The organism is Serratia sp. X10, assembly GCF_017811775.1.
GTDB lineage: Bacteria > Pseudomonadota > Gammaproteobacteria > Enterobacterales > Enterobacteriaceae > Serratia > Serratia ureilytica.
The window spans coordinates 466,266-490,111 of the sequence record NZ_JAEIOH010000002.1; the positions used below are offsets into that span (position 1 = coordinate 466,266).

Here is a 23,846-nt window from a genome sequence, read left to right on the forward strand (position 1 = left end):
ATAAAATGGATATAGCGATCATTGGCTTCTCTTTTCTCTTGCCTGGTGCAAGCAATATGGCAGAGCTGGATGCGTTGTTGGAGTCTGGTCAGGATGCACTGACCGACCCTCTCTCCTCCGGCAACCGTCGCGAAGGCTGGGTCAGCCGGGCGGGTTACGTGCAGGGGGCAGAGCAGTTTGACTACGACTTATTTGGGATATCACTGCGGGACAGTTACATTATTGAACCTCAACAACGTATGTTCATTCAATGTGCCTGGCGTGCATTGGAACAGGCTGGCTACAACCCGACCCGCTGTGCATTGAAAGTCGGTGTCTACTCTTCATCTTCCGATAGCCATTACCCCTCTTTTCTTGCCGAGAGCCAATTGGCCTTGGATAAGTACGATCCTTTCGAGATAGAGATTGGATCGAACAAAGAACAACAGTCGTTGCGATGCGCGTACTTGTTTGATCTGCAAGGCCCGGCCGTAGGGATACAGTCGGCATGCTCGAGCGGCTTACTTTCTGTCCATATGGCGATGCAAGGTATCGCCATGGGAGACTGTGATATGGCCATCGCAGGCGGAGCCTGTCTGCCTTACCCTCTTCATTCCGGGTATCAGTATCAACCGGGCATGAACCTGTCGGAAAGCGGTGTTTTAGCCTCTTATTCTCACTCCGCAGATGGTATGGTGCCAGGGTTTGGCTGCGTCGTGTTTGTACTCAAATCCCTCAAACAAGCCCGCAGCGATAACGATACTGTGTATGGTGTGCTTACCGCGAGCAGTATCAACAACGACGGAAGAGCGAAATCTGGTTATACCGCGCCCTCAACCCGTGGTATCGCAAGAAACATCCAGAATGTGCTCGCGAAATCGGCGTTGACGGCGAAGGACATCGACTTTGTCGAAGGCCACGGGTCGGGGACCAAAATTGGGGATATATTGGAAGTCGCGGCGCTGACTAAAGCCTTTATGAGCCAGGAACGGGCAACCCATCACACGGCCCTGTCGTCCATTAAAGCCAATATTGGCCACCTGGATGTCGTTGCCGGTCATGCCGGCTTATTAAAGTCTGTGCTGCAAGTGTGGAACCAAAAGTTATACCCCGCTGCCAATTTTTCATCGCTAAATCCTAATTTACAATTGGAACGGACGGCTTTCTATGTCCCCAGAGAAAGCCGTCGAAAGGAAAATTTAACGGGCCTGGTAAACTCTTTAGGGATCGGCGGAACCAACTGCGCGCTAATCATTCGTGGCGAAGCGCATTCTGCATTGGCCGAGGTAGATGCGTCGCAGACCGTTGTCGTTATGATTGGTGCAGACAATGAGGGACGCCTGCAGCACCTGCTAGGTCAGCTCCAGGAAGAATTAAAGAACGCATCTTATTCGTTGGAAGATGTGGCGTATACCATGACAAGACGTTCTGTGGGGAAGGGATGCATTGCGGCGTTCGCCGTCGCTTCACTTAACGAGCTTCAAGAGCAAATTGCCGTCAGGTTGCGTTCAAGCGTTGTCGGTCATCCGCTGGACGTTTGTCTAAAGGAGTATACGGGGAAAGCGATCGCGATCAACGCGAGCGAAATCGATGCCAAACGTGTCGTTGTGCTCGAGTCTACCCCTAAACCGCAAACCAAAGTGGACGAAGCTTCGCGAGAAGAGAAAAGAGCCAGCGCGGTTATTTGCGAAGAGGCCCTGCGTAATATTTGGCTCGAGAATTTTATGCTGGACGCGATAAACGAGGAAGATAGCTTTGTCGACCTGGGGGGGCATTCTATCCTCGCTCTGTCACTCGTCACCGATATCAATACCGCGTTTGATCTTACGTTGACGATGGACTGGGTTGAAAAATTCGATGTTTTCAGTACCCAGCTGAAAGAACTGAATAGACTGGTCAAAACGAAAACAGCGCCTTCGCTGATAAAACCGCTTTTTGTGCCGTCCGGTGACATACGCGCAACGCTTATATTTATTCATGCTTCTATTTCTGGTGTGGAAATATACAGGAAACTATCGAAAAGTATTGCCAATGACATCCAGGTGCTCGGAGTTGACTCATACAATCTCTATAATGAAAATAAAATATGCTCAATAGATAAACTCGCTGAAATGTATGCGGATGATATTTTTGCAAATGTGAAAGATAGCGATACTCCAATTTTCATTGGCGGCTGGTCACTGGGTGGGTTATTGGCCAGAAAAATAACGGAAATTTTAGAAGAAAAAGTCGCTGTGAAAGGCAATATATTATTGGATTCGATTCTATATTCTCCTGAGAATTCTGTGCTCTTTACGGATGACTATCTCTCCTACTTCATGGATCTTAGCTACTTTTCGAATTCGGTTGGCGGAGATGAAAGAGCAAGAGAGAATCTCAAATCTCTATTTGACATAGAGAGAAGTATGGTTAAAGCGTTTGAAGATCCCAGGATCAACATCCCCCTGCTCAATGTCGTGGCGATATCTCCTCTTGTACAGATTAAAAATAATATGCTCTCCAATGTATTTGAGTCGTTGAAAAAGGCCAACAATAACTGGCCAGTAAACGACTTAATGGTGGTTAGGGAGATCAACACCGATCATGTTGGATTAGTGGCTGAATCAAATATTGATAAAGTTTCAGCATTCATTCAGGAGTTTTTAGAAAAGAATGTATAAACACATCATCTTGTTTAAATTCAAAGAGTTTGTTTCTGCAACGAATGCACTGGAATTACTTCATCAGCTGGGTGAATTGAAAAATAGAATACCGTCTATCAAAAAATACAGCTATGGAATGAATGATGATGATAATTTAAACCATTCAGGTTTTGAGTTTGCATTCGTTATGGAATTTAGCTCGAAACAAGACAGAGACGCCTATCAGACCAATCATCACCATCAAGCTTTTATTAATGAAGCATTGAATTCTGCTATTTCAGAGGCAATTGTCTTCGATATGATCGAGGAAGAGAGATGAAAGATAAAATCGCAGTGACAGGCATGTCCGGACTGTTTCCAGAAGCCAACGACTATCATGAATTCTGGGACAACCTGTGTCATGGGCGGGTGTCCTACCAGTCATATACCGATCAAGATGGACACATCAGATCGAAGGGGCTGTGCCCGGACCCCGAAACCTTTGATGCGCAGCGCTATCGTCTTTCTGAGAAGGAAGCGTTGGTCATGGATCCGCAGCTGAGAAAGTTCATCGAACTTGTCGACTTGGCGCTACTCGATGGCGAATATCACGACCCAGCCACCCTGGGGACGGTTGCCGTGATAGCGACGCAGGGCAGCAATCAGACCTACCATGATCAACTGCAAAAAAGCGTCGCAGAAGGTCAGGTTGAAGCGCCTAATGCGCTACTCCTCAACCTCAATAAGGGTACCGATTTTATGGCTACCCGCGTCGCCCATATATTTAACTTTCAGGGGCCGTGTTTCAATCTGCAATCCGCCTGTTCTTCGTCATTGACCGCGATTGTTGAAGCCTGCTGGATGCTGCAAACAAAGCGTTGCGATACCGTGATTTGCGGTGGGGTACATATCTCTTATCCGTTGGAGATGGGCTATAAGTATGAACCTGGGTCCATTTATTCCCAAACGGGCATTTGCCGACCTTTTGACCATCGTGCTGATGGCACAGTTCCCTCAGATGGCGGGGGCGTGGTCATTCTCCGACGGCTTCAGGATGCCGAAGAGAATGGGGATAATATCCATGCCGTGATTGCGAATGCGTTGAGTAATAACGATGGCAAGAATAAACCCAGTTTTGCCGCCCCTTCGGTCAACGGTCAGTGGCAGCTGTTGTCTCAAATCTATCGCCATTCGGCCATCAACCCCCGCCAGCTGCAGTTCATCGAATGTCATGCAACAGGAACCGTCGTGGGCGATCCCATGGAAGTTCAGGCCCTCAGCCAATTGATGGATAGTTACCCTGCGGATGACACGTTATCCCCAGTAGTCGTGGGGTCGGTCAAAGGAAACATCGGCCATCTTTTCTGGGCGTCGGGCATCGCTTCCTTGATCAAATCCGTGCTGGCGCTTAAAAAAGGTGTTTACCCCGGAACGTCCAATCTGTCTCAGCTCAATGATTTACTCCGGGAGACGGAGAAACAGCATTTATTGTTTACGGCGGAAAATATTCCGTTGGATCCTGGCAAGCCCTCCCTGGCGGCTATCAGCTCGATGGGCGTAGGGGGGACCAACGCCCACATCGTGATTGAAGGTTACGGTGAATCACGCCCCCACGCACCAAAGAAACTGACCCGCAAGGAGACGCAGGGCAGTGTGTATTCATTCTTCTCTCAAATGGCAATAATAAAAGAAGCCTGCGGTGAGAAGGCGGCCAGCAGGCACGCACCCTCTGTAGAACCGACACGGGTTACGCCGTCCTCCTTACTGCCTCAGATCTTGTCTTTCTACCAACGAGTGCTAGGAGAGGATGAGGTTTACCCAGACAGTGACTACTTCGATCTGTATGGAGATTCTGTGACGGCTGTTGAACTCCTCGCATTATTCAAATCAGAACTAGGCATCGATGTTACGACAGATACCATCTATAAGCACTCGACGCCCGAGGCGTTAGCGAATGCGATTGCCAGCGAGCCGTCTTCTGTCGCCCAGCCTGTACCGGATCGCCAACCGATGAGGGGCCAGGTCCACCCACACAGCTTGTTGTCGCCTTATCAACAGCGTTTTTATTTATTAGAGAAACTGCAGCGAGGCGAGGGTAGTCAATATAATGTGCCGCTCTGTGTCGAGATTCCGCCGGCGTTTCCGCTAGAAGCCTTCACGCAATCTTTGGATAAAATTCTTGCGCAGCTCCCTCAATTTAGTCACCAATACAAGGTAACCAAAGAAGGCCTTGCACTGGCGGCCAAACGTTCACAGATCGTTGAAACGGTCTCGGTGAAGGTGCCCCTAGAGGTTTCGCTGCCGGTGTCATTACAGGCCGTGTATGAGCAACGGTTTGATCTCGAGAGAGGGCCGCTTTGCCGGGTAACGGCGCTTCGACATGGCGTTAACAGGCTGCTGGTGCTGAATTTTCATCACATCGCGATCGATGGGACGGGTTTGCACAACTTATTGGAAGTCTTGTCCGAGGCGGGGGAAGAAAACGAACCGCTAAACAGCGTCCGTATTCCTCAGCACACGGAGCCTGGTATTTCCAACGCCAGCCTTGCGTTCTGGCAGAACTCGCTGAGTGGCGTTGAGCAGACGTCATTGCCGCTTGATCCTGCCCACTCTTTAAATGCGAAGACAGTGATCCCCGGGACGGTGGTCTCGCGCCTTACAACAGAACAGGTTTCAAAGGTTCAAAATATAGCCAGAGCCCATAAGAAACCCCTCTTTGTCGTGCTCTATGCGCTATTCAATGCCACCTTGTCAGAATTCCTCGATACCGCCGTTGTTTGCACTGGGATGACGCTGGCCAATCGCTCGGAGTCCGATAGGGCAGTGATTGACTGTCGAATGAATAATATTCCTGTTGTCGTCAATTGTGGATCGGGGCAGTTCTACGAGATTTTGAATGAGACGGACAACTCACTGAAGAACAGTTTGCTTCATGCCCACGTGCCTTTAGACAGAATTTCGTCACTCGCAGGGAGAAACGGTCAAGGAGTGTATGACATTCTTTTTATGTATCAGAACCAAAACAAAGGCAATGTTCTAAAGTATCGCCAGTTTACGCTGCCTGAATATTTGACGCGCTACCAACCCGTGTATGGCAATTTGACCGTCAATCTTGTGCCTGAGCATGAAGGGATCGCGATCGAGATGATGTTCAATCAAGCTGTCTACGCCAGGGAAACGGTGGCAAGCCTTATGTCGATGTTGGTGTCCAATATAGATAGCGTCTTGTTCAACCTACAAAACCTCCACGAGATGAAAAAATAATGACTGCTACATTTATCGAAAAGTTTGAATCTATCGCGGAAGTATTCCCAACGAATATTGCACTTATTGTTGGTGATAATGAAATTAATTATGCTCAACTGCAACAAAAGGCAAAGCGGATTGCTGTCGGTATCCAGGCCGAAATTGATGATAACATGGAAGGCGTGGTGCTGTGTTTGCAGAGGGATGAATCGCTTATCAGCACGATATTAGCGTGTCATTATCTGGGGATTCCATATATTCCCGTCGATCCAAGGACCTCAAGTGAGAAGATCGATCATATTCTTTCTCAAGCGCGCTATTTGTACATCAGCAATGCAAAGACAAGCCAATGCCAAAAAGCAGTTGACGTCAACAGGCTGTCACAGGCTAGTGCTCCGTTTGAGCACGAAAGCGTGTCGTGCACGTCTCAAGAGGCCTATCGAATATATACCTCTGGCTCAACCGGCGCCCCCAAAGCGGTCATGGTCAGCCATATTGGATGCGCTAATTTAATTGCTCACTTTTGCTCTTTATTGGCATTCAAGCCCCAACAAACGTGGCTATCATCAACATCGGTCGCCTTTGATATTTTCTTCCTCGAATACGCAGTGCCCTTGTCGAGCGGGGGAACCTTAATATTGTTGACAGATCAAGAGATCTACTCGCCGCAACAGGTCGCAAGGCAAGTCATGCGTTGGTCACCTTCCGTCTACCAGGCGACGCCTTCGCTATTCAAGGGACTCTTAGTCTATATGGATAAGGGGCGGCATTTCCAAAAAGTGTTGGTGGGGGGGGAATCTCTTTCTCCACAACTGTCTTCATCACTGTTTGAACGGAGTGACTGGTTGTGCAACGTGTATGGACCCACAGAAACCACCGTTTGGTCTAGTGCGCATGTTATTCGGCAAAGAGGAGACACTCGCATTGGGCGACCAATACGCCACACACAACTCTGGATATTGAACGAACAGCAGCAAGAGTGCGCGCAAGGTGAGTCGGGGCGTATCTATATCTCCGGGGATGGCCTCGCTTTGGGCTACTTTAATAACCCTGAGTTGACGGCGAGCAAATTCACCGAGGTGTGCATCGAAGGTGTCAATCGACGGATGTATGATACCAATGATATTGGTTATGTGGATGACGAGGGCATCGTCAATTTTCTTCACAGAGAAGGCGGGTTTGTCAAAATCAATGGGTATCGGGTTGAACCTGCAGAAATCACGGATACGTTTGAAGCGATAGAGGGTGTGTCAGGTTCTGCGGTCATTCCCCTTCATGACGATCTGACGGATTCTGCAAAACTGATAGGCTGGGTGGAGTGCTCAGGGGTGACTGAGGCGACGATCAGGGCGTTTCTTGAGTCAAAGTTGAGTCATTATTTGGTTCCGCATCATATTTTCACTATCTCGGCATTGCCTTATACGTTGAGCGGTAAAATCGACGTAAACCGGCTTGAAGAAATGAGTCTCCAGCTTTTGAGTAGGGCTCCTGGGGCAAGTGTCTCAGAATCAATGGGCGAACCATCGGCGCTGGCATCCCACCCTGTGGGTAAAATTCTGGGCCAGTATGTGGATATCACCCGGATGTCAAAAGACGATAACTTCTTTGAGCTGGGGTTAACGTCGATGCAAGCTATCTCTCTTCATATCGATATGCTTGAGTTGTATCCCAACATGGAACTACACGAAATCTTTGATCGGCCATCTTTTAATCAGCTGATAAACGAACTGGAATGCATATAATTTTAATCTGAGTCTTTTCAGACTTATCGGCATGTCCGATCGGCCAATAAGTCTGAACAGTGGAGACAACATGAACGACTCTCACGTGCTTGAGAAGAAGGTCATCTGGTTGATGGCGCTTATTCAATTTATTAATGCTGTGGATTTTATGATCGTTATGCCTCTCGGGGCGGATTTTGCCCGTGCGTTACCTATGTCGGCGGCAAATATCGGTTATCTTGGGGGAGGTTACACCTTGGCTGCTGCCGTCTCTTCCCTGCTGGTGGCGAAGTACATCGATAGGTTCGATCGCAAACGGGTAGTGTTAGTTATGTTGTTTGGGCTGTCTGCGGCCACCTTGATGTGCGCGCAGGCCTGGAATATGACAAGCCTAATGTTTGCCCGCATCGTTGCAGGCTCTTTTGCCGGCCCATTAGTCGCCATCTCTCTCGCCATTATGACGGATTGTGTCCCTGTCGAGCGCCGTGGTCGGGCCATGGCCACCGTGATGGGGGCTTTTTCCATTGCCGCGATTGCTGGCGTGCCTTTGGGCCTCAAGCTGTCAAGTTGGTATCAGTGGTCCATGCCTTTTTACGTGGTCGGAGCCTCAGGAATGCTGGTGGCCGCCATGGTGGTGGTATTGCTGCCAAGCCTCAAGGGGCATCTTCAGGGAACGACGTCCAGGCCGCCTGATGTGTCTCTGCTTGCATTGATGGCCAACCGCCGGGTTTTACTGGCGATTTCCTCGCTAGGTTTGGCCGTATTAAGTACGTTTCTTCTGTTGCCGAATCTGGCCGTTTGGCTGCAACTTAACGCCGGCGTTGCTCGGGATGATTTAAGCATGTATTACCTGATCGGGGGCGTGGTCAGCGTGATCGTGCTGCAGATTTTTGGTCGCATGATTGACAAAATGGGGGCGCTCTCTGTCGTGACGGGCCTCGCAGTCGGCATCTTTGTGGTGATTTTCGATGGTTTTATGCATGCTTCGCTCTTGCCTCCTTTGGTTATTTTTACCGCCTTTATGGCGTTGACGGCAACGCGGACGATTGCCGCAACCACCGTCAATACCACTGTTCCTGCGCCTAACGTAAGAGCGGCTTTTATGTCTTTGCAAAGCATCTGCCAGCATGTGTTTAGTGGTTTGGCTGCAATCCTTTCGTCCTGCATCCTGGTAGAAGAGCAGCAACAGCTACACAACCTTGAGATATTGGCCACCTGTGCGTTAGCCCTCACGCTCGTGCAGCCACTGGTCTTGCAGCGATTGCTCAAACATCAATAGCTGCCTCCAGCCATGCCTGATTGCTCGGCACGACTCAGGCATTTCTCAATGTGTGCCACTTATCGGGTTAAGGAATTGGCGTATGCCTCCATTTTTGCTCACCAGTCAGAGGGGGGAAGTTCCTCTGTTCAGGCATTTGGTCTTATGGTACAACGCCTTTGATTTCAAATGGTTCGATGATTCACTGTTCTCGGATTTCGGTGTGGAATGCCCCGTTCTTTTAACAAGAGCGGGGCCCAAAAGAAAAGCAGAGTACTTTGCAGGCAGGCTGGCCGCCAGGCGCGCACTCCAATTTCTTGGGTGCAAAACATTCGCGCTTCCAATAGGGGAGCATCGGCTTCCTCAGTGGCCTGCGGGTTACCGTGGGTCCATTTCCCACACGCGCGCATTAGCGGTGTCGGCTGTCTGCCAGCACGATCGCTATCGGGCTGTGGGTATTGACACCGAAACGATGTTCACGGCCGATCAATGTACCAAGTTAACGAGAGCCATCGTGTCTGAAGCCGAATGGAATAGTGTCATTCGAGGGGGTTGGACTCTTGCTCAACCGCAACTGGTTACTCTGATTTTTTCAGCCAAAGAAGCCTTGTATAAGGCGCTCTATCCTCACACTTTATTGTTTCAGGACTTCAGTGCTGCCAAGCTGACATGGATATGTGAAAAATCGGCACAGTTTCAGATTGAACTGGCTTGTGACTGGAGTGGAGGCTATCGCACAGGCACTCGTTTTACCGGGGGGTTCCAGTTTGTTAATCAGAGCGTCGTCACGGTGATTGCTGATGGTTGCGACAAGTAAACTGAGCGCGCCTTTCCACGCAGAATGTGCTGCTTTCAGAAATAGCGAGGGAAAGGGATCTTCAGGATGCGGTCATATCTTTCCATGAAAAGTTATACGCAGCGGCCCTCCGTTATATTTGAATGATGTTAAAAATGAACTGCTGTTATTTTTTCTGATATCGACTATGCCTCTCTTTTATGCGTGTTTAAACATGACGCCAGGGGAGGTTACACCCAAAAAAGATAGGAAATAATTTTGAACTCTGAAAACATTCATTCTTTGTATACTGAACGTAAACCGACAAAGTATGACGATTATTATCGTGACATTCCTTGCTCTGTGTGTGAGATATTTAAAATAGCAAGAAATATTGTAGAGCATTATAAAGGTGTTAATAAATATAAAATAAGCCCGGAAAGGTACAATGATATTGATATCAATCAGCCTGAAATCATACTGGGTAGATTGTCTAACTCTGGGGTGAGGTCCATTACTGACTCGATCCCCTTTGAACATAAGCTCGTCGGGCATTGTTTGACTATTTCTATCATGGCGCTCGACATGATGAGATACAAAAACATCCCTTCACGATTACGCTACGCCTATTGTACTTACTTCAGTCAGGATATTTACCCTGAACAAATCCTGATTGAATACTGGTGTGAGGACAGAAACGCATGGTTATTGGGGGACCCCTCGATGAACCAAGAAGTGCTTGATCATAATGAAATTTCGGTAAACATGGACTTTTGTGACGTGGATACTACACTTTCTCAGCCGATCCACTGGGTTTGGCGTCACTTAAGGAAAGGACAGCTGGATTTCACGATGTATCGTGGTATCCATGACAAACAAGAAAAAAAACAGGTATTGGAAGAAGTGGCTCGGATATTTGTGAATGACCTGGCAATCATAAACAATCTCGTATTATCGGTTTATGACTACGTGCTGACCCCGTACCAGTCTGACCATCTCAGTGAAGATCTGTTTCAATATCTGGATGAAATTGCAGATGAAATGAGCGCCACACCAGGTTGTGTGATTGCTTATGACGAATCCAATCTTATCCGATGCCAACCGAGAACGGTGGTGAGAAAAAGCGTCTTCAGGAAAGAGGAGCAACTATTTGAGATCTAAGCGCAGTAGGTACAAATTGGATCATCGCAAGACACCGGTCTCAAACCGGCGTCTTGCGTAAGCGACTTTAATGCACATTTCCTTCGAGCGAGCTGAAGGACATATGTCTTGTCGCCATCTTGCCGTCTATACGTGGTGGGAGGCGCTGCCGTGGGTGTTTGGCGATCAGCCCATCGGGCAGGAAAACCTAAAACTGCGGGTCATTGCGATTATTGTTCTGTCGGTTTTGCCGGGAATATAGAAAGAATCCGTAATAAGCGCGCAGTGGCACAAGAGGCGAAATAGTGTCACGAGCGTAGTAAGGCAGGGGACTGAGAGGGGGGAGACCACTTTTCTTTCCCATGTTTCTGTTTCTTATGTTTTAATGTGCAACATTTCATGGCCTGTAAGCGGGAAAAATAGCATTATTGGCTGCTTATGGTAAAACTAGCATCGACTAGGTTCAGGAAAAAAGGTTATCAATGAGCTGGATTGAACGAATTAAAAGCAACATAATTTCCACCCGCAAGGCAAGTATTCCTGAAGGGGTATGGACCAAGTGCAGCAGCTGCGAACAGGTGTTGTACCGTGCGGAGCTGGAGCGCAACCTGTCGGTTTGCCCGAAGTGCGATCACCACATGCGCATAGCAGCGCGCGACCGCCTGCATAGATTGTTGGACGAAGGCTCGCTGGTGGAACTGGGGAGCGAACTTGAGCCGAAAGACGCGCTGAAGTTTCGTGACGCTAAGAAATACAAAGACCGTCTGACCGCTGCGCAGAAAGAGACCAACGAGAAGGATGCGCTGGTCGTGATGAAAGGCACGCTGTACGGCATGCCTGTGGTCGCGGCGGCATTTGAGTTCTCCTTTATGGCAGGTTCAATGGGGTCTGTGGTCGGCGCGCGTTTTGTCCGTGCCGTTGAGCAGGCGCTGCAAGATAACTGCCCGCTGGTGTGCTTTGCCACATCTGGCGGCGCGCGCATGCAGGAGGCGCTGATGTCACTGATGCAGATGGCGAAAACCTCTGCTGCGTTGGCGAAGATGCAGGAGCGAGGTCTGCCGTACATCTCAGTGCTGACTGACCCGACCTTGGGCGGTGTGTCCGCAAGCCTTGGGATGCTTGGCGATCTCAACATCGCCGAACCGAAAGCGCTGATCGGTTTCGCCGGGCCTCGTGTTATTGAGCAGACCGTGCGTGAAAAATTGCCGTCAGGTTTCCAGCGCAGTGAATTCCTGCTTGAAAAAGGGGCGATCGACATGATTGTTCGCCGTCCGGAAATGCGCTTCAAGCTTGCCAGCATTCTGACGAAGCTGATGAATCTCCCGGCGCCGAATCCAGACTCGCCGCAAGAAGGCGTGCCGGTACCGGTTCAGGAACCAGGGCCTGGTGCCTGATAATGTAAAGGGCAGGGCCATTAGGCGCTGCCCTTTTTGCTTTTCTTAACCGTTACCCATCGTGGGCAACGTGGGAAAAAGCGAAATTCCTGTCGCCACATCGCCCTGACGACGTGGTTTTCTTATCTCAAACATCGATGCATGCAAAAACGAGCGATCTTGGGTTAACACGCGCGAGTGATGTGGCGCCATGCATGGCGGTGCAGAAACCGGGTCATGCGTCTTCACCGTGGCGAGGACCAACGTCTGACGTGATGGCCGTGTAAGCACACCCGTTTTAGTTCCACCTACTTTTTGAGTGTTCCGGTTTTTCAGCCATCAGTCGGTACTCTTCTAACATCAGATTGTTCAGTAATTCATAAGGCTACATGCTGTTCTATTCAGTCAGCCTGCGCTTCGTAAATTCCCGTGCTTCATGACTAAAGGTATACGCTGTGGGAGTTAAAAATTTTAAAGGGGGGATGGCGCTAAACTGAGGATTTTTAATTCGTTCAGGGATGGTTTGGGTGGGGAAATTCTACCAATGCAGAGACAAAACTAAAAACGTATCGGGAGTGTTTTTTTACTAACTTATTGAACCTAAATTAGATAAGGATTCACAAATAGGCATGAAACGAGAATTTGGCTCCTCTGACTGGACTCGAACCAGTGACATACGGATTAACAGTCCGCCGTTCTACCGACTGAACTACAGAGGAATCGTGTGAACGGGGCGCATCATATCCAGCTGCCCCAGGTGTGTCAACGCTAAATTGCTCCAGGCGGTGCGACTGCTCGGTATCTGAGCAATAAGCCTGTCAATCAGCCCATTGCGCGTCGTTTTCCGCCTGGGCGCGCAGCAGGCGCGCCAGCGGATCCTGGCGGTAGAAGCGGCAAAAGTGCTGATACAGCGCCGGAAAGCGTTCGGCCAGCAGCTCGGGGGCGCTGAAGAAGTACTCCGACAGCACGGCGAAGCACTCGGCCGCATCGGTGGCGGCGTAGGCATCCATGCTGGCGGCCTCTTCGCCGACCATGTCGATCTCGTCCTGCAGGCTTTCCATCGCGGCGTGCAGATCATGTTCCCAGGCAGCCACCTCGCGCAGCGGGATCGGCGGCACGCCGGTGGCGACGCCGCCGTTGCGCATATCCAGCTTGTGCACCGCTTCGTGGATCACCAGATTGAAACCGGAAAGGTCGAAAGAGTCCTGCACGTCTTGCCAGTTGAGCACGATCGGCCCTTGTTCCCAGCTTTGGCCGGACTGCACCACCGGCCCCGAGTGCACCAGACCGATCTCGTCCTGCCATTCGTCTTCCACCACGAATGGGGTGGGGTAGAGCAGAATTTCGTTGAAGCCGTCGAGACACTCCGCGCCCAGCTCCAGCACCGGCAAGGCGAACAGCAGGGCGATGCGCGCCTGCATCTGCGAGGTGAGCTGCAGCCCCTGCAGCGGCACGATGCGCTTTTGCTGCAAAATCTGCCCGGCGACGGTCACCAGCCGCTGCCGCTCTTGCTCATTCAGCGGCGAGAGCAGCGGGATCGCCAGCGCGTCCCGCCACTGTGCCTGGGTATCCGCCTCGGGTTGAGAAGGTTGAGTCGCTTTCCACGGCCATTTAATCATCAGGTTGCTCGTAAAGTCGTCACTTGAACGTTCAGCGGTATGCTAATGCTGTAAAAATGCCGTAAAAGCGGGCATGATAGCAAGCGTTGTCAGGAGAGATGCCGGAGCGGCTGAACGGACCAGTCTCGAAAACTGGAGTAGGGGCAACTCTACCGGGGGTTCAAATCCCCCTCTCTCCGCCATTATTCAATCACTTACGAAAAAATCTTTCAACGATCCCCATCACAGTTAAAGCGCCCCGGCCCAGCAGGCCGACACGCCTTTCCCTTTGTTCTCGATTATTTCCCGACGTAATCAAACATCATTCGAACGCGCATCCAGATAGGCGGCATAGTGATGCTCTGTCGCTTGACGCGCCTGATGACGTCGTTTGGCGACGATCATCGCCACCGTCAGCAGGGCGGGAAGCGCCAGGACGGCGAAAATGGTGCTGAAGCTCCAACCGAGCGCCAGCATTTCAGCCCCGGCCAGCGCGCTTAAGATAGCGCCCAAACGGCCGATGCCGTGCATCCAGCTGGAGCCGGTGGCTCGCACTTCGGTGGGGTAAAAGCTGGCCGACAACGCGTTCATGCCGGTGTTGGCGCCCCCGATGCAGAACCCGATGGCCATCGCGCAGCCGCCCATCAGGATGGGGTAGCCCATCGCCATCCCCATCAGCAGAGTGAACAGCGCCCCCAACCCATAAATCGACGCCAACGCGCGATGCGGTTCGGATCTGTCCATCAACCACCCGGAAAATAGCGACCCTAATGTCCCGCCCGCCTGAAACAGCGCGGTGATGACCGCCGCTTGCGCGATGTTGAAACCGCTGTCTTTAATCAGCAGCGGCAGCCAACTGCCTAAGGTGTAGTACAGAAACAGCGCGCTAAAATACGCGCCCCACAGCATTAAACTGCCGAAGCGGTACCGCGCGTTCACTACCAGTTTAACCGGATGCGTGCAGACCTGGCCCGGCGGGGGCAGAACGACGGTAGAATGTCGAAAATCGCGATCGGGCGCCAGTTTCGCCAGAATGCGCTGAATGCCGCCCTGATCTGCCCGTTTCGCCACCAGGAAACACACTGATTCGGGTAACGCCGCCATCAGCACGGGCGCGAACAGCAGGGGCAAGATCCCGCCGAGCAGCAGCACGGCATGCCAGCCGAAGCGCGGCATCAGCCAGGACGCGGCGAATCCGCCCAAGGCGGCGCCAAAGGTGAAGCCGCAGAAAACCACGGTAATCAAGAAAGCGCGGCGTCGGGCGGGCGAGAACTCCGCCACCAGGGTGCCGACATTCGGCATGGCGGCGCCGAGCCCCAATCCGGTGAGCAGGCGAAATAACATCATCTGCTCCATATTTTGAGAAAACGCCGTCACCAGCGTCCAAACGCCAAAAAAGAACACGCTGTTGATGATGACGACTTTGCGGCCGAATCTGTCTGACAATGGCCCGGATAGCATCGCGCCCAGCGACAGGCCAATCAGCGCCGCGCTGATCACCAGCCCCAGTTCGCGGTTAGTGATTTGCCAATCCGCCTTAAGCTCTGGCGCAATAAATCCCATGATAACGATATCGAATCCATCCAGAGCAATGATGCAAAAGCCGAGCAGCACGATCATCTTTTGCCATTTGCCTAACGGGCGGTCGTCGATCAGCGCCCGAACATTGATTGCGTTGTTTCCCGACATGGGGGGCTCCCGGTGCAGTAGTTGAGTGCCATCACTATAAGCAGCCCCAGGGCGGACGTTAAACGGCGATAATCGAAAAAATGTGCGTTTATCGGACAGTTGAGCCGGCGGTGAGTGACGAGGCAGTGTTAACTTTATGTTATGAAAAGGGATTGCCGTGAGAATGGCGGCGCTGGAGGCCACTGAGAGTGTGAGCGCGATCATTAACCTTTTCAGCAAGATGGAAGAACAGGCGGGCCTTGATGGCCCGCGCGATTAACGCATGGCGGTGAGCCGAACCGGGGCGTTGGCGGCCCCAAAGCCGCGGTAGCCGCCTCGGCGCTCCAGAAGTTCGAAGAAGAAGCGGCCTTTTTCATAGGGCACGGTGTAGACATGCAGCAATTCTCCGCCCTGATCGTCTCGATCGTAGAGCACATTGCCCGCTTGCAGCTGTGAGAGAAAAGCGGGGTCCAGATCGAAACGCGCTCTGAGATCGTGATAGTAGTTATCGGGAATACGCAGCGTTTTTAATCCGCGCGTCTGCGCCGCTTTCACCATACTGAACAGATCCTCGCAGCCAAAGGCGACGTGCTGCAACCCTGCGCCCTGATAGGCGGTTAACGCCTGGGCGATTTGCGTTTCCCGGCTCACCGACATATTCAGCGGCAGCCGGATGGTGTCGTTGGGGCTGCGCAAGACGCGGCTGCGAACCAAACCCAGCGGATCGGGCAATTCCCACTCGTTGTCTTGCACAAAACCCGGCACGCTGCGCAGGAACATGATCCAATTGCCGCTCGATTCATCCGCCAGCGCAATCGCCAGGTGATCGATGCTCTGCAGCGCGGGCGGCGGCGCGCTGCGATGAGTCAGATGAAAATCGGCGTGATAAATATCGTTCTTGGGATCTTCGTCCGCTTCCACCAGATAAATCAGGCTGCCGTCCGGTGCGCACAGCGCGGGGATTTGCCGCTCGTTGGGGCCGGTTTCGCCTTGCCAGATGGCGTACCCGTAGTCTTGCGCCCGTTGCAGTAAACGCGCTACGCCGCGCACCCGCCACGCCACGGCGCACAGGGAAATGCCGTGCAGGTGATAATAGCCGCTGGCCTGACTTTCCGGCTGGGCATTCAGAATGACATTCACTTTGCCGTTGCGATAGAGGGCGACGCTTTTGGAGCGGTGCTGGCCAGCGTGAACCAATCCCAGCTGCGTCAACCATTGGCCCATCGCCAACCCGTCGTTGTGCGAGACGGCAAATTCGATAAACTCCAGCGCCAGCAAGGGCGGATGCGGCTGCGAATGGAATAAGGAACGCTCCATGAGCGAGGCCATGGCGTTGGGCAGCAGAGGCTGTTTGGCCAACCAGTCATAGGTTTGCTCCTCCAGCCACAACAACGATCGAAAGCCGTCCTGAGCTGTGGGGAGCACCGGCGAGGCGCGGAAACCATCGTTGAATATCTCCAGCGACCAGGCGCCGCGATAGCCATGCGCGGAAAGTTGGGTCAGGAACTGGGTCAGATTCAGCTCCCCTTGGCCGGGGAAGCAGCGGAAATGGCGACTCCAGGCGAGCACATCCATCTTCAACAGCGGGGCGTCCGCCAGTTGGACAAACACGATTTTTTCGGGCGGCACGTCATCGAGGCCATCGAGGTTATCGCCGCGCGACAGGATATGAAAACTATCGAGAATGATCCCCAACGCCGGATGATCTACGGCCTTCACGCGCGCCCAGGCGTCGCGCCACATATTCACGTGACGTCCCCATGCCAGCGCTTCATAACCGACAGTAATATCATACTCGGCGGCCAACTCCGCCAACGCGCGCAAATCGCTCACTTGCGTGGCCATGTCTTCGCTGCTGTCGGGCGAGACATTGCTGCAGAGCAGCATGCGAGAACAGCCCAGTTGCTGCATGACTTCGAACTTGCGCGCCGCGCGGGAAAGGTTCTGCGCCAGCGTTTCGCGCGGGCCTCCTTCGAAGTCCCGAAACGGCTGGAACAGTAAAATTTCCAGGCTCAGTTCGGTGCACAACTCACGGATTTCCGCCGGTGAACCGGGGTAGTAGACCAGATCGTTATCGAAAATTTCGACGCCATCAAAGCCTGAGGCGGCGATAGCCCGCAGTTTTTCCGGCAGCGAACCCGATACCGAGACCGTCGCGATAGAACGTTTCATCATTGCCTCCAGTTAAGCGGTCATGGATGACCTGAAAGCGACCATTCAGCAGCGAGGCGGACCACCGACGGGAATTGAATCATGTTATGGACCAAATGAAATGTTTCGTCAATTCAGAACATTCCATTACCTTTGGTTATATAAAGCGATCGGTTTTCTCACTTTACTTTTACATATTGCGCTTCCTACACTCTGTCGACATGTACCCTCAAATAATAAGGATACCGGGATGAAAAGTGATTGGATGGCGCGAGAACTGGTGCATCGCGATTACAGCCATCACCCGCCGGCGCTGGCGCCGCTGTATAAAACCAGCGTGCTGCGATCGCCGCGCAATGCATTAATTTCATTGCAAAACTCGCTGTCTGAACTGACTGCCCCCGTCTTCACGCCAACGGATATCGGCCCGCTGGATCACGATCTGATTCTGAATTACGCCAAAGACGGCTTACCGATCGGCGAGCGGATCATCGTGCATGGATTTGTGCGGGATGCCTTCGGGGCGCCGGTGCGCAACGCACTGGTCGAGGTATGGCAGGCCAATGCGGGAGGGCGCTATCGTCACAAGAAAGATCAGTATCTGGCGCCTATCGATCCCAACTTTGGCGGCTGCGGCAGGATGCTGACCGACGACAACGGGTATTACTGTTTTCGTACCATCAAGCCGGGCCCGTATCCCTGGCGCAATCAGGTCAGCGACTGGCGTCCGGCGCATATTCACTTCTCGCTCTCCGGCGAAGCGTTCGCTCAGCGCTTGATCACGCAGATGTATTTCGAAGGCGATCCGTTGCTCGTTCGCTGCCCCATCTTGCAGTCGGTAGGCAGTGACGATGCGATGCGCACGCTGATTGCCGAGCTGGATATGCACGCCGCCGTGCCGCTGGACAGTCTGGCTTACCGCTTCGATCTGGTGCTGCGGGGCCATCGAGCCACGTGGTTTGAGAACCGTACACAGGGAGCCGCGTGATGAAAAAGTATTTGTCTGAAACGGCCTCGCAAACCGCCGGGCCTTATGTGCACATCGGTTTGGCGCCGCATGCCGCCGGCTTTGATATTTTCGAGCGTAATTTCACCCATGTATTGACGCAACCGGAGACGCGCGGGGAGCGCATCGTGGTGGAAGGGCATGTCTATGACGGCTCCGGCACGCCGGTGCGAGACGCGCTGGTCGAAGTCTGGCAGGCCAACGCCGCCGGGCGATATCAGCACCCCGCCGACGGTCAGTTGGATAAACCCGACGATCCGGCGTTTCGCGGCTGGGGGCGAACCTGTTCGGATTTCACCAGCGGCCTGTGGCAATTCGAGACGATTAAACCGGGGCGCGTGACGGGGCGCGACGGTCGGTTGATGGCGCCCCATCTCAATCTGTGGATAGTGGCTCGCGGCATCAACATCGGGTTGAACACGCGTCTCTACTTTGCCGACGAACAGGCGGCCAATGCCGAAGATCCGGTGTTGAATCTCATCGAGTGGGAAACACGGCGCAGCACGTTATTGGCGCAAAGGCGGCAGCGCGGGGATCAGACGGTGTACCATTTCGACATCTGGTTACAGGGCGAGAACGAAACCGTTTTTTTTGATATTTGATCCTCCGTACGCCCTGACAATGAGCTTGCCGCGTCGGCGGCAAGTTAATACTATAAATCATGAACATGACTTCTCGCTTTAGCCAACGCATCCGCCTTCGTCATCTGCACGCCTTTGTCGCTACCGCGCAACAGGGGACGTTGGTGCGCGCCGCACAGCAATTGGGCATCACGCAGCCCGCGCTCTCTAAAACGCTCAACGAACTGGAAAGCCTGGCCGGCGAGCGCCTTTTTTCGCGCAATCGGCAGGGGGCGGAACTGACCGCCGCCGGGGCGCGTTTCCTGCAGGATGCCAGCCGCGTTCTGGATGCGCTGAATGTGTTGGGGCGCACGCTTGCCTCGGACAGCGAGGCGCTGCCGGCGCCGCTGCATATCGGCGCGCTGCCCACCACGCTGGTGAGCCTGGTCGCGCCGGTCGTGGTGGGGTTGCAGCAGCAATCCTCCGGCTGGCGCATGCAGGTTACGACGCTGGCCAACGATGCGCTGATGATGGCGGTGAGATCGGGGCAATTAACGTTAGGCATCGGGCGCATGTCAGACCCCTCCCGCATGGAGGGGCTCAACTTCGAGCTGCTGTACCATGAAACGCTGCGGCTGGTGGTTGCTCCTCATCATCCGCTGTTGCATTCGGATGTCTCGCTGGCGGAGGCGTTGAGCTGGCCACTGGTGCTCTCGCCGCGGGGTACGGTGCCACGTCAGAATGCGGAGGCGCTCATTGTCAGCCAAGGGCTGGCGGTGCCGGAAGGGTGCGTCGAGACGTTGTCGGTCACGCTGGCGCGCTGCCTGACGCTGCAGTATGGCTATGTGTGGTTGGTGCCTTACGGCGCGGTGCGTGACGATTTGTTCAGCAATCACCTGCGTGCGCTGCCGTTGCCTACCCAGGGCATGGCCGAGCCGCTGGGCATCATTACCCGGCAAGAGGCGCTCTCGTCCCCTGAGCAGCAGCGCCTGGTTGCTGCGCTGCGCCAAAGGGTGCTGGATGTGCCGGTATAACCGCGTCTTCTAGTCGTCCGATCGCCGCCCGGCGTCGTATTCGGCAAAGACGGACTGCGCCAGATGAAAAGCGGCGTTCGAGGCGGGTAAGCCGCAGTAAAGCGCCGCATGCATCAGAACTTCTTTGATCTCTTCACGTGTGACGCCGTTATTGAAGGCGGCCCGGATATGCATTTTCAGCTCAGCTTCGCGATTCAAGGCGATCAGCATCGCGATGGTGATCAGGCTGCGGGTATGGCGCGACAAGCCCGGACGCGTCCATATTTCCCCCCAGGCGTAGCGGGTGATGAAATGCTGAAACTCCTCGTTGAGCGGCGACAGCGCCGCGAGGGTATTATCGACATGCTCATCGCCCAACACGGCTCTGCGCACCGTCAGGCCTTGCTGATAGCGCTGTCTCTGCGTGAGCTGCTCATCCAAAAAGGCCCTGAACGCGCGGTTAAATGCCCGCCAGGCTTCGATGCTGGACAGATGGGCGGCGGGCAGGATGACGCATTGCGCGTCGGGAATGCCTGCCGCCAGGGCTTTTGCATCGTCGACGGTCGTTACCGCATCCTCATGTCCGGCGATAACCAGCGTCGGCACGCGGATGCCTGCCAGTTCGGCGCGTAAATCGGCGGTCGCCAGCGCGTCGCAGCAAGCGGCATAGCCCTTGGGATCGCAGGCGGTGAGCTGTTGCAAGACGGTTTGCACCCTGACGGGGGCGGATTGGCAAAATGCCGGGGTGAACCAGCGCGCTGCCGCGCCATCGCTGACGGCGGACATGCCGCACTGGCGCACCTGCGCGGCGCGTTCTCGCCAATGCTCCGTCACCCCGATTTTCGCGGCGCTATTGGCGATCGTCAGCGTCAGCAAGCGATCGGCATGAAAGCGCGCCAGCCATAACCCCGTCAGCCCCCCCATGGAGATGCCGCAGAAATGCACGCGATCGATTGCCAGAGTGTCCAGCAGGGACAGCACCTGTTCACCCAGTCGCGCCAGCGAGCCGGGCTGTTCATCGGGCGCAGAGTCGCCGTGGCCGGCAACGTCGTAGCGCAGAATGCGATAGTGGGCGATGAACGCGTCGCGCTGCGGCTGCCACATTGCCAATGAGGTGCCCAGCGAGTTGCCAAACAGAATAACCGGGGCGTTTTCAGGCCCCTCAAGGACATAATTCAACATGATTGCTCCCTCTCGGCCATCGCCAGGACTTGTTGAATGAAACGCTGCGTGCTGCCGGTGGCATTGGCCGGATCGAGCAAGGTTTCCAGGGTTTCCCGGCTGAGTCGGGAAGAGACTTCCGCATCGGCGCACAGCAGGGTTAACAGGGGTTGCTGGGTGGCCAGGGCTTGCCGGCAGCACCGTTCTATATGATGGTGCGCCTGTTGACGTCCGAGGGTGGGGGCCAAGGCCAGGGTAACCGATTCAGCCATGATCAGCCCCTGCGTCAGCGCCAGATTGCGCCGCATCGCCGCTTCATGCACCTCCAGACCGTTAATGAGATCCAGGCTTTGCGCCAATGCTGCCCCGCTCAGCACCAGGAGCTGCGGCAGGCTTTGCCACTCGGCCTGCCAGCCCCCCAGCGCGCGTTCGTGCTCCTGCACCAGGCCGGCATACAATCCGGACATCAACGCAGGCAGACGGTTGGCTGCGCTGAGGATGGCGGCGCAGAGCACTGGATTGCGCTTATGCGGCATCGTGGAAGAGCCGCCGCGTCCGGGGGCCGACGGTTCGCTGATTTCAGCGACTTCGGTCTGCATCAACAAAGACATGTCGCGCGCCAGCTTGCCGAGCGACCCCGTCAGGCCGGCATACCAACTCGCCAGCTCCAACAACCGATCGCGTTGGGTATGCCAGGGCGTGGCGCTGCGCGGCAGGGCCAGCGCTTGCGCCAGCGCCCGCTCAACGCGCTCGCCCTGTTCGCCGAGCGAGGCGAGCGTGCCGGCCGCGCCGCCGAATTGCAACGCGAGCACGCGTGGCCGCATTTCAGCCAGACGCGCCCGATAGCGCAGCAAGGCGTCCAGCGTGCCGGCCAGCTTCAGCCCCAGCGTCGTTGGCAAAGCGTGTTGCAGCCAGGTGCGGCCCACCATTAACGTTGCGCTATGGCGCCGGCATTGCGCCGTCAGCGCCGCAATCAGCTGATTGAGCAGCGCGTCGGTTTTATCGAGCGCGCTGCGCAGTTGCAGCACCAGCCCGCTGTCAATCGCATCCTGACTGGTCGCCCCCCAGTGAACAAAACGCGCCGCTTCCGGTGAGGTTTGCGCCACCAACGCCGTCAATTGTTTGACGAGGGGAATGGCTAAATTGCCCGCCAATCCGGCGGATTGCGTCAGCGCGGCGGCGTCGAGCTTTTCCGCCTGGCAGTGGCTGCGTATGATCCGCGCGGACGCGTCATCGGTAATCCCTGCAGACGCCAGGGCCTGCGCCAGACCGGCTTCGAAATCAAGCATGCCCTGCAGCAGCGCCGTGTCGCTGAAGCAGGGCGTTAATGGCGAAGCCATAAACATTGCGCTATAGAGAGACATTCGTTATATCCGTTCCAGAATCAAGGCGACGCCTTGCCCGACACCGACGCACATGGTGCACAGGGCAAAGCGTCCGCCGGTGCGCCGCAGTTGATAAGCGGCGGTCATGGCCAACCTGCCGCCGGATGCCCCCAGGGGATGCCCCAGCGCGATAGCGCCGCCGTTAGGGTTGACCTGTTCCGCGTCATCCGGCAGCCCCAGGGCGCGCGTCACGGCCAGCGCCTGGGCGGCAAAGGCTTCATTCAACTCGATGACGTCCATTTGCGCCAGGCTCAAACCGGTTTGCGCCAGCACTTTGCGGACCGCGGGAACCGGCCCGTAACCCATGATGCGCGGCTCTACGCCGCAGGCGGACATGCCGACCACACGCGCCAGCGGCGCGAGTCCATACTGCACCGCCGCGCGCTCGCTGGCAATGAGCAGGGCGCTGGCCCCGTCGTTGATGCCCGAGGCGTTGCCGGCGGTGACGCTCCCTTCGGGGCGCACGACGCCTTTCAGGGCGGACAGCGCGGCCAAAGAGGTGCTGCGGGGATGTTCGTCGCGAACCAGGCTGAGCGGCTCGCCTTTGCGTTGCGGAATGCTGACGGCGATCAGTTCCTCATCAAACAGGCCCAGCTCCTGAGCGCGGGCGGCGCGCTGTTGGCTGCGCAAGGCAAAGGCGTCTTGATCGGCGCGGCTGACGGCGAAATCGCGAGCCACATTTTCGGCGGTTTCAGGCATGGTTTCGACACCGAACCGCGCGCGCATCTGCGGGTTGATAAAGCGCCATCCCATCGTCGTATCTTCCATTTTCAGCGAGCGGCTGAAGGCGCTGTCCGCTTTGCCGGTGACAAAGGGCGCGCGCGACATGCTTTCCACGCCGCCCGCGATGATGACCTCCGCTTCGCCGCATTTAATGGCGCGCGCCGCCATGCCTACCGCGTCCAATCCCGAACCGCACAGGCGATTGAGGGTGGTGCCCGGCACGGTGTGGGGCAATCCGGCCAACAGCAGCGCCATTCGCGCCACGTTGCGGTTGTCTTCACCGGCCTGGTTGGCGCACCCCAGAATAACGTCATCAATGGCGTGGGGATCCAACTGCGGCAGTCGGGCAAGCAGCGCCTTCAGGGGCAGAGCGGCCAAATCGTCGGCGCGCAGCGCGGATAATGCGCCGCCGTAACGGCCGAATGGCGTACGAACGGCATCGCAGATAAAAGCCTGTTGCATGGCGAT

The 23,846-nt window shown here is 54.6% G+C and carries 17 protein-coding genes, 2 tRNA genes and 3 pseudogenes; 13 read left to right on the forward strand and 9 right to left on the reverse strand.

Annotated features, from left to right (window positions below; all coding sequences use genetic code 11):
* The first annotated feature begins 5 nt into the window (after window positions 1-5).
* The 9 genes and pseudogenes from J9788_RS07690 to accD all read left to right on the forward strand — a co-directional run bounded on the left by J9788_RS07690 (window position 6) and on the right by accD (window position 12,134).
* Window positions 6-2,639 carry a polyketide synthase gene (locus J9788_RS07690; RefSeq protein WP_182264213.1) on the forward strand — a complete coding sequence of 878 codons (2,634 nt, stop codon included), beginning with the start codon at window positions 6-8 and terminating at the stop codon, window positions 2,637-2,639.
* Window positions 2,632-2,940, forward strand: coding sequence for a Dabb family protein (locus tag J9788_RS07695; protein WP_046896484.1), 309 nt, complete (start codon window positions 2,632-2,634; stop codon window positions 2,938-2,940). The genes J9788_RS07690 and J9788_RS07695 overlap by 8 nt, the downstream gene beginning before the upstream one ends.
* On the forward strand, window positions 2,937-5,864 hold the full coding sequence (locus tag J9788_RS07700) for a beta-ketoacyl synthase N-terminal-like domain-containing protein (protein ID WP_046896485.1): 2,928 nt from the start codon (window positions 2,937-2,939) through the stop codon (window positions 5,862-5,864). The genes J9788_RS07695 and J9788_RS07700 overlap by 4 nt, the downstream gene beginning before the upstream one ends.
* Complete coding sequence (locus J9788_RS07705; RefSeq protein WP_182264214.1) at window positions 5,864-7,588, forward strand: non-ribosomal peptide synthetase; 1,725 nt, start codon at window positions 5,864-5,866, stop codon at window positions 7,586-7,588. Before J9788_RS07700 ends, J9788_RS07705 begins: the two co-directional genes overlap by 1 nt.
* Before the next feature lie 70 nt (window positions 7,589-7,658).
* Window positions 7,659-8,846 (forward strand): MFS transporter, encoded by a 1,188-nt coding sequence (locus J9788_RS07710; protein WP_046896487.1) that lies wholly within the window; start codon window positions 7,659-7,661, stop codon window positions 8,844-8,846.
* Between the two features lie 82 nt (window positions 8,847-8,928).
* Window positions 8,929-9,642: a 4'-phosphopantetheinyl transferase gene (locus J9788_RS07715; protein ID WP_052759894.1), complete on the forward strand. Its 714-nt coding sequence runs from the start codon at window positions 8,929-8,931 to the stop codon at window positions 9,640-9,642.
* Between the two features lie 237 nt (window positions 9,643-9,879).
* Complete coding sequence (locus J9788_RS07720; RefSeq protein WP_046896488.1) at window positions 9,880-10,761, forward strand: hypothetical protein; 882 nt, start codon at window positions 9,880-9,882, stop codon at window positions 10,759-10,761.
* A gap of 82 nt (window positions 10,762-10,843) precedes the next feature.
* Window positions 10,844-11,046 (forward strand): annotated as a pseudogene (locus J9788_RS25230) (hypothetical protein); the annotation flags it as partial.
* Window positions 11,047-11,222: 176 nt separating this feature from the next.
* Complete coding sequence (accD, locus tag J9788_RS07725; RefSeq protein ID WP_046896489.1) at window positions 11,223-12,134, forward strand: acetyl-CoA carboxylase, carboxyltransferase subunit beta; 912 nt, start codon at window positions 11,223-11,225, stop codon at window positions 12,132-12,134.
* A 277-nt stretch (window positions 12,135-12,411) separates the two neighbouring features.
* Here the strand turns inward: accD and J9788_RS25235 are convergent.
* The 3 genes and pseudogenes from J9788_RS25235 to mtfA form a co-directional block, all read right to left on the reverse strand.
* Window positions 12,412-12,498, reverse strand: a pseudogene (locus J9788_RS25235) (integrase); the annotation flags it as partial.
* Between the two features lie 258 nt (window positions 12,499-12,756).
* Window positions 12,757-12,832: transfer RNA gene (locus tag J9788_RS07730), tRNA-Asn, on the reverse strand.
* Window positions 12,833-12,931: 99 nt separating this feature from the next.
* Window positions 12,932-13,732, reverse strand: coding sequence for a DgsA anti-repressor MtfA (mtfA, locus tag J9788_RS07735; protein ID WP_046896490.1), 801 nt, complete (start codon window positions 13,730-13,732; stop codon window positions 12,932-12,934).
* Between the two features lie 92 nt (window positions 13,733-13,824).
* On the opposite strand from mtfA, the gene J9788_RS07740 reads away from it, so the two are divergent.
* Window positions 13,825-13,914: transfer RNA gene (locus J9788_RS07740), tRNA-Ser, on the forward strand.
* Window positions 13,915-14,026: 112 nt separating this feature from the next.
* On the opposite strand, the gene J9788_RS07745 is transcribed toward J9788_RS07740, so the two are convergent.
* Window positions 14,027-15,400 (reverse strand): aromatic acid/H+ symport family MFS transporter, encoded by a 1,374-nt coding sequence (locus J9788_RS07745; protein WP_182265086.1) that lies wholly within the window; start codon window positions 15,398-15,400, stop codon window positions 14,027-14,029.
* Window positions 15,401-15,655: 255 nt separating this feature from the next.
* Window positions 15,656-17,551, reverse strand: coding sequence for a bifunctional sugar phosphate isomerase/epimerase/4-hydroxyphenylpyruvate dioxygenase family protein (locus J9788_RS07750; RefSeq protein ID WP_182264215.1), 1,896 nt, complete (start codon window positions 17,549-17,551; stop codon window positions 15,656-15,658).
* A gap of 229 nt (window positions 17,552-17,780) precedes the next feature.
* On the opposite strand from J9788_RS07750, the gene pcaH reads away from it, so the two are divergent.
* Genes pcaH through J9788_RS07765 form a run of 3 tightly spaced genes read left to right on the forward strand, consistent with a single transcriptional unit; the run spans window position 17,781 to window position 20,130 of the window.
* Window positions 17,781-18,518: a protocatechuate 3,4-dioxygenase subunit beta gene (pcaH, locus tag J9788_RS07755; protein ID WP_016927158.1), complete on the forward strand. Its 738-nt coding sequence runs from the start codon at window positions 17,781-17,783 to the stop codon at window positions 18,516-18,518.
* Window positions 18,518-19,138 carry a protocatechuate 3,4-dioxygenase subunit alpha gene (pcaG, locus tag J9788_RS07760; protein WP_046896493.1) on the forward strand — a complete coding sequence of 207 codons (621 nt, stop codon included), beginning with the start codon at window positions 18,518-18,520 and terminating at the stop codon, window positions 19,136-19,138. Before pcaH ends, pcaG begins: the two co-directional genes overlap by 1 nt.
* 59 nt (window positions 19,139-19,197) lie before the next feature.
* On the forward strand, window positions 19,198-20,130 hold the full coding sequence (locus J9788_RS07765) for a LysR substrate-binding domain-containing protein (protein WP_046896494.1): 933 nt from the start codon (window positions 19,198-19,200) through the stop codon (window positions 20,128-20,130).
* Between the two features lie 9 nt (window positions 20,131-20,139).
* Here the strand turns inward: J9788_RS07765 and pcaC are convergent, their stop codons facing one another.
* The 4 genes and pseudogenes from pcaC to pcaF form a co-directional block, all read right to left on the reverse strand.
* Window positions 20,140-20,550 carry a 4-carboxymuconolactone decarboxylase gene (gene pcaC / locus J9788_RS25055; protein ID WP_208060768.1) on the reverse strand — a complete coding sequence of 137 codons (411 nt, stop codon included), beginning with the start codon at window positions 20,548-20,550 and terminating at the stop codon, window positions 20,140-20,142.
* Window positions 20,551-21,294, reverse strand: a pseudogene (pcaD, locus tag J9788_RS25060) (3-oxoadipate enol-lactonase); the annotation flags it as partial.
* Window positions 21,285-22,634: a 3-carboxy-cis,cis-muconate cycloisomerase gene (locus J9788_RS07775; protein ID WP_028128139.1), complete on the reverse strand. Its 1,350-nt coding sequence runs from the start codon at window positions 22,632-22,634 to the stop codon at window positions 21,285-21,287. The gene J9788_RS07775 and the pseudogene pcaD, both read right to left, overlap by 10 nt.
* A 3-nt stretch (window positions 22,635-22,637) precedes the next feature.
* Entirely contained in the window at window positions 22,638-23,840 is a 1,203-nt protein-coding gene (gene pcaF, locus J9788_RS07780) for a 3-oxoadipyl-CoA thiolase (protein WP_182264216.1), read from the reverse strand.
* Window positions 23,841-23,846: the final 6 nt, after the last annotated feature.

Excerpts from the sequence above, each read along its gene's own strand:
- J9788_RS07690 (WP_182264213.1), top strand. The coding sequence starts at position 6 with ATGGATATAGCGATCATTGGCTTCTCTTTTCTCTTGCCTGGTGCAAGC.
- J9788_RS07695 (WP_046896484.1), top strand. The coding sequence starts at position 2,632 with ATGTATAAACACATCATCTTGTTTAAATTCAAAGAGTTTGTTTCTGCA.
- J9788_RS07700 (WP_046896485.1), top strand. The coding sequence starts at position 2,937 with ATGAAAGATAAAATCGCAGTGACAGGCATGTCCGGACTGTTTCCAGAA.
- J9788_RS07705 (WP_182264214.1), top strand. The coding sequence starts at position 5,864 with ATGACTGCTACATTTATCGAAAAGTTTGAATCTATCGCGGAAGTATTC.
- J9788_RS07710 (WP_046896487.1), top strand. The coding sequence starts at position 7,659 with ATGAACGACTCTCACGTGCTTGAGAAGAAGGTCATCTGGTTGATGGCG.
- J9788_RS07715 (WP_052759894.1), top strand. The coding sequence starts at position 8,929 with ATGCCTCCATTTTTGCTCACCAGTCAGAGGGGGGAAGTTCCTCTGTTC.
- accD (WP_046896489.1), top strand. The coding sequence starts at position 11,223 with ATGAGCTGGATTGAACGAATTAAAAGCAACATAATTTCCACCCGCAAG.
- mtfA (WP_046896490.1), bottom strand. The coding sequence starts at position 13,732 with ATGATTAAATGGCCGTGGAAAGCGACTCAACCTTCTCAACCCGAGGCG.
- J9788_RS07745 (WP_182265086.1), bottom strand. The coding sequence starts at position 15,400 with ATGTCGGGAAACAACGCAATCAATGTTCGGGCGCTGATCGACGACCGC.
- J9788_RS07750 (WP_182264215.1), bottom strand. The coding sequence starts at position 17,551 with ATGAAACGTTCTATCGCGACGGTCTCGGTATCGGGTTCGCTGCCGGAA.
- pcaH (WP_016927158.1), top strand. The coding sequence starts at position 17,781 with ATGAAAAGTGATTGGATGGCGCGAGAACTGGTGCATCGCGATTACAGC.
- pcaG (WP_046896493.1), top strand. The coding sequence starts at position 18,518 with ATGAAAAAGTATTTGTCTGAAACGGCCTCGCAAACCGCCGGGCCTTAT.
- J9788_RS07765 (WP_046896494.1), top strand. The coding sequence starts at position 19,198 with ATGAACATGACTTCTCGCTTTAGCCAACGCATCCGCCTTCGTCATCTG.
- J9788_RS07775 (WP_028128139.1), bottom strand. The coding sequence starts at position 22,634 with ATGTCTCTCTATAGCGCAATGTTTATGGCTTCGCCATTAACGCCCTGC.
- pcaF (WP_182264216.1), bottom strand. The coding sequence starts at position 23,840 with ATGCAACAGGCTTTTATCTGCGATGCCGTTCGTACGCCATTCGGCCGT.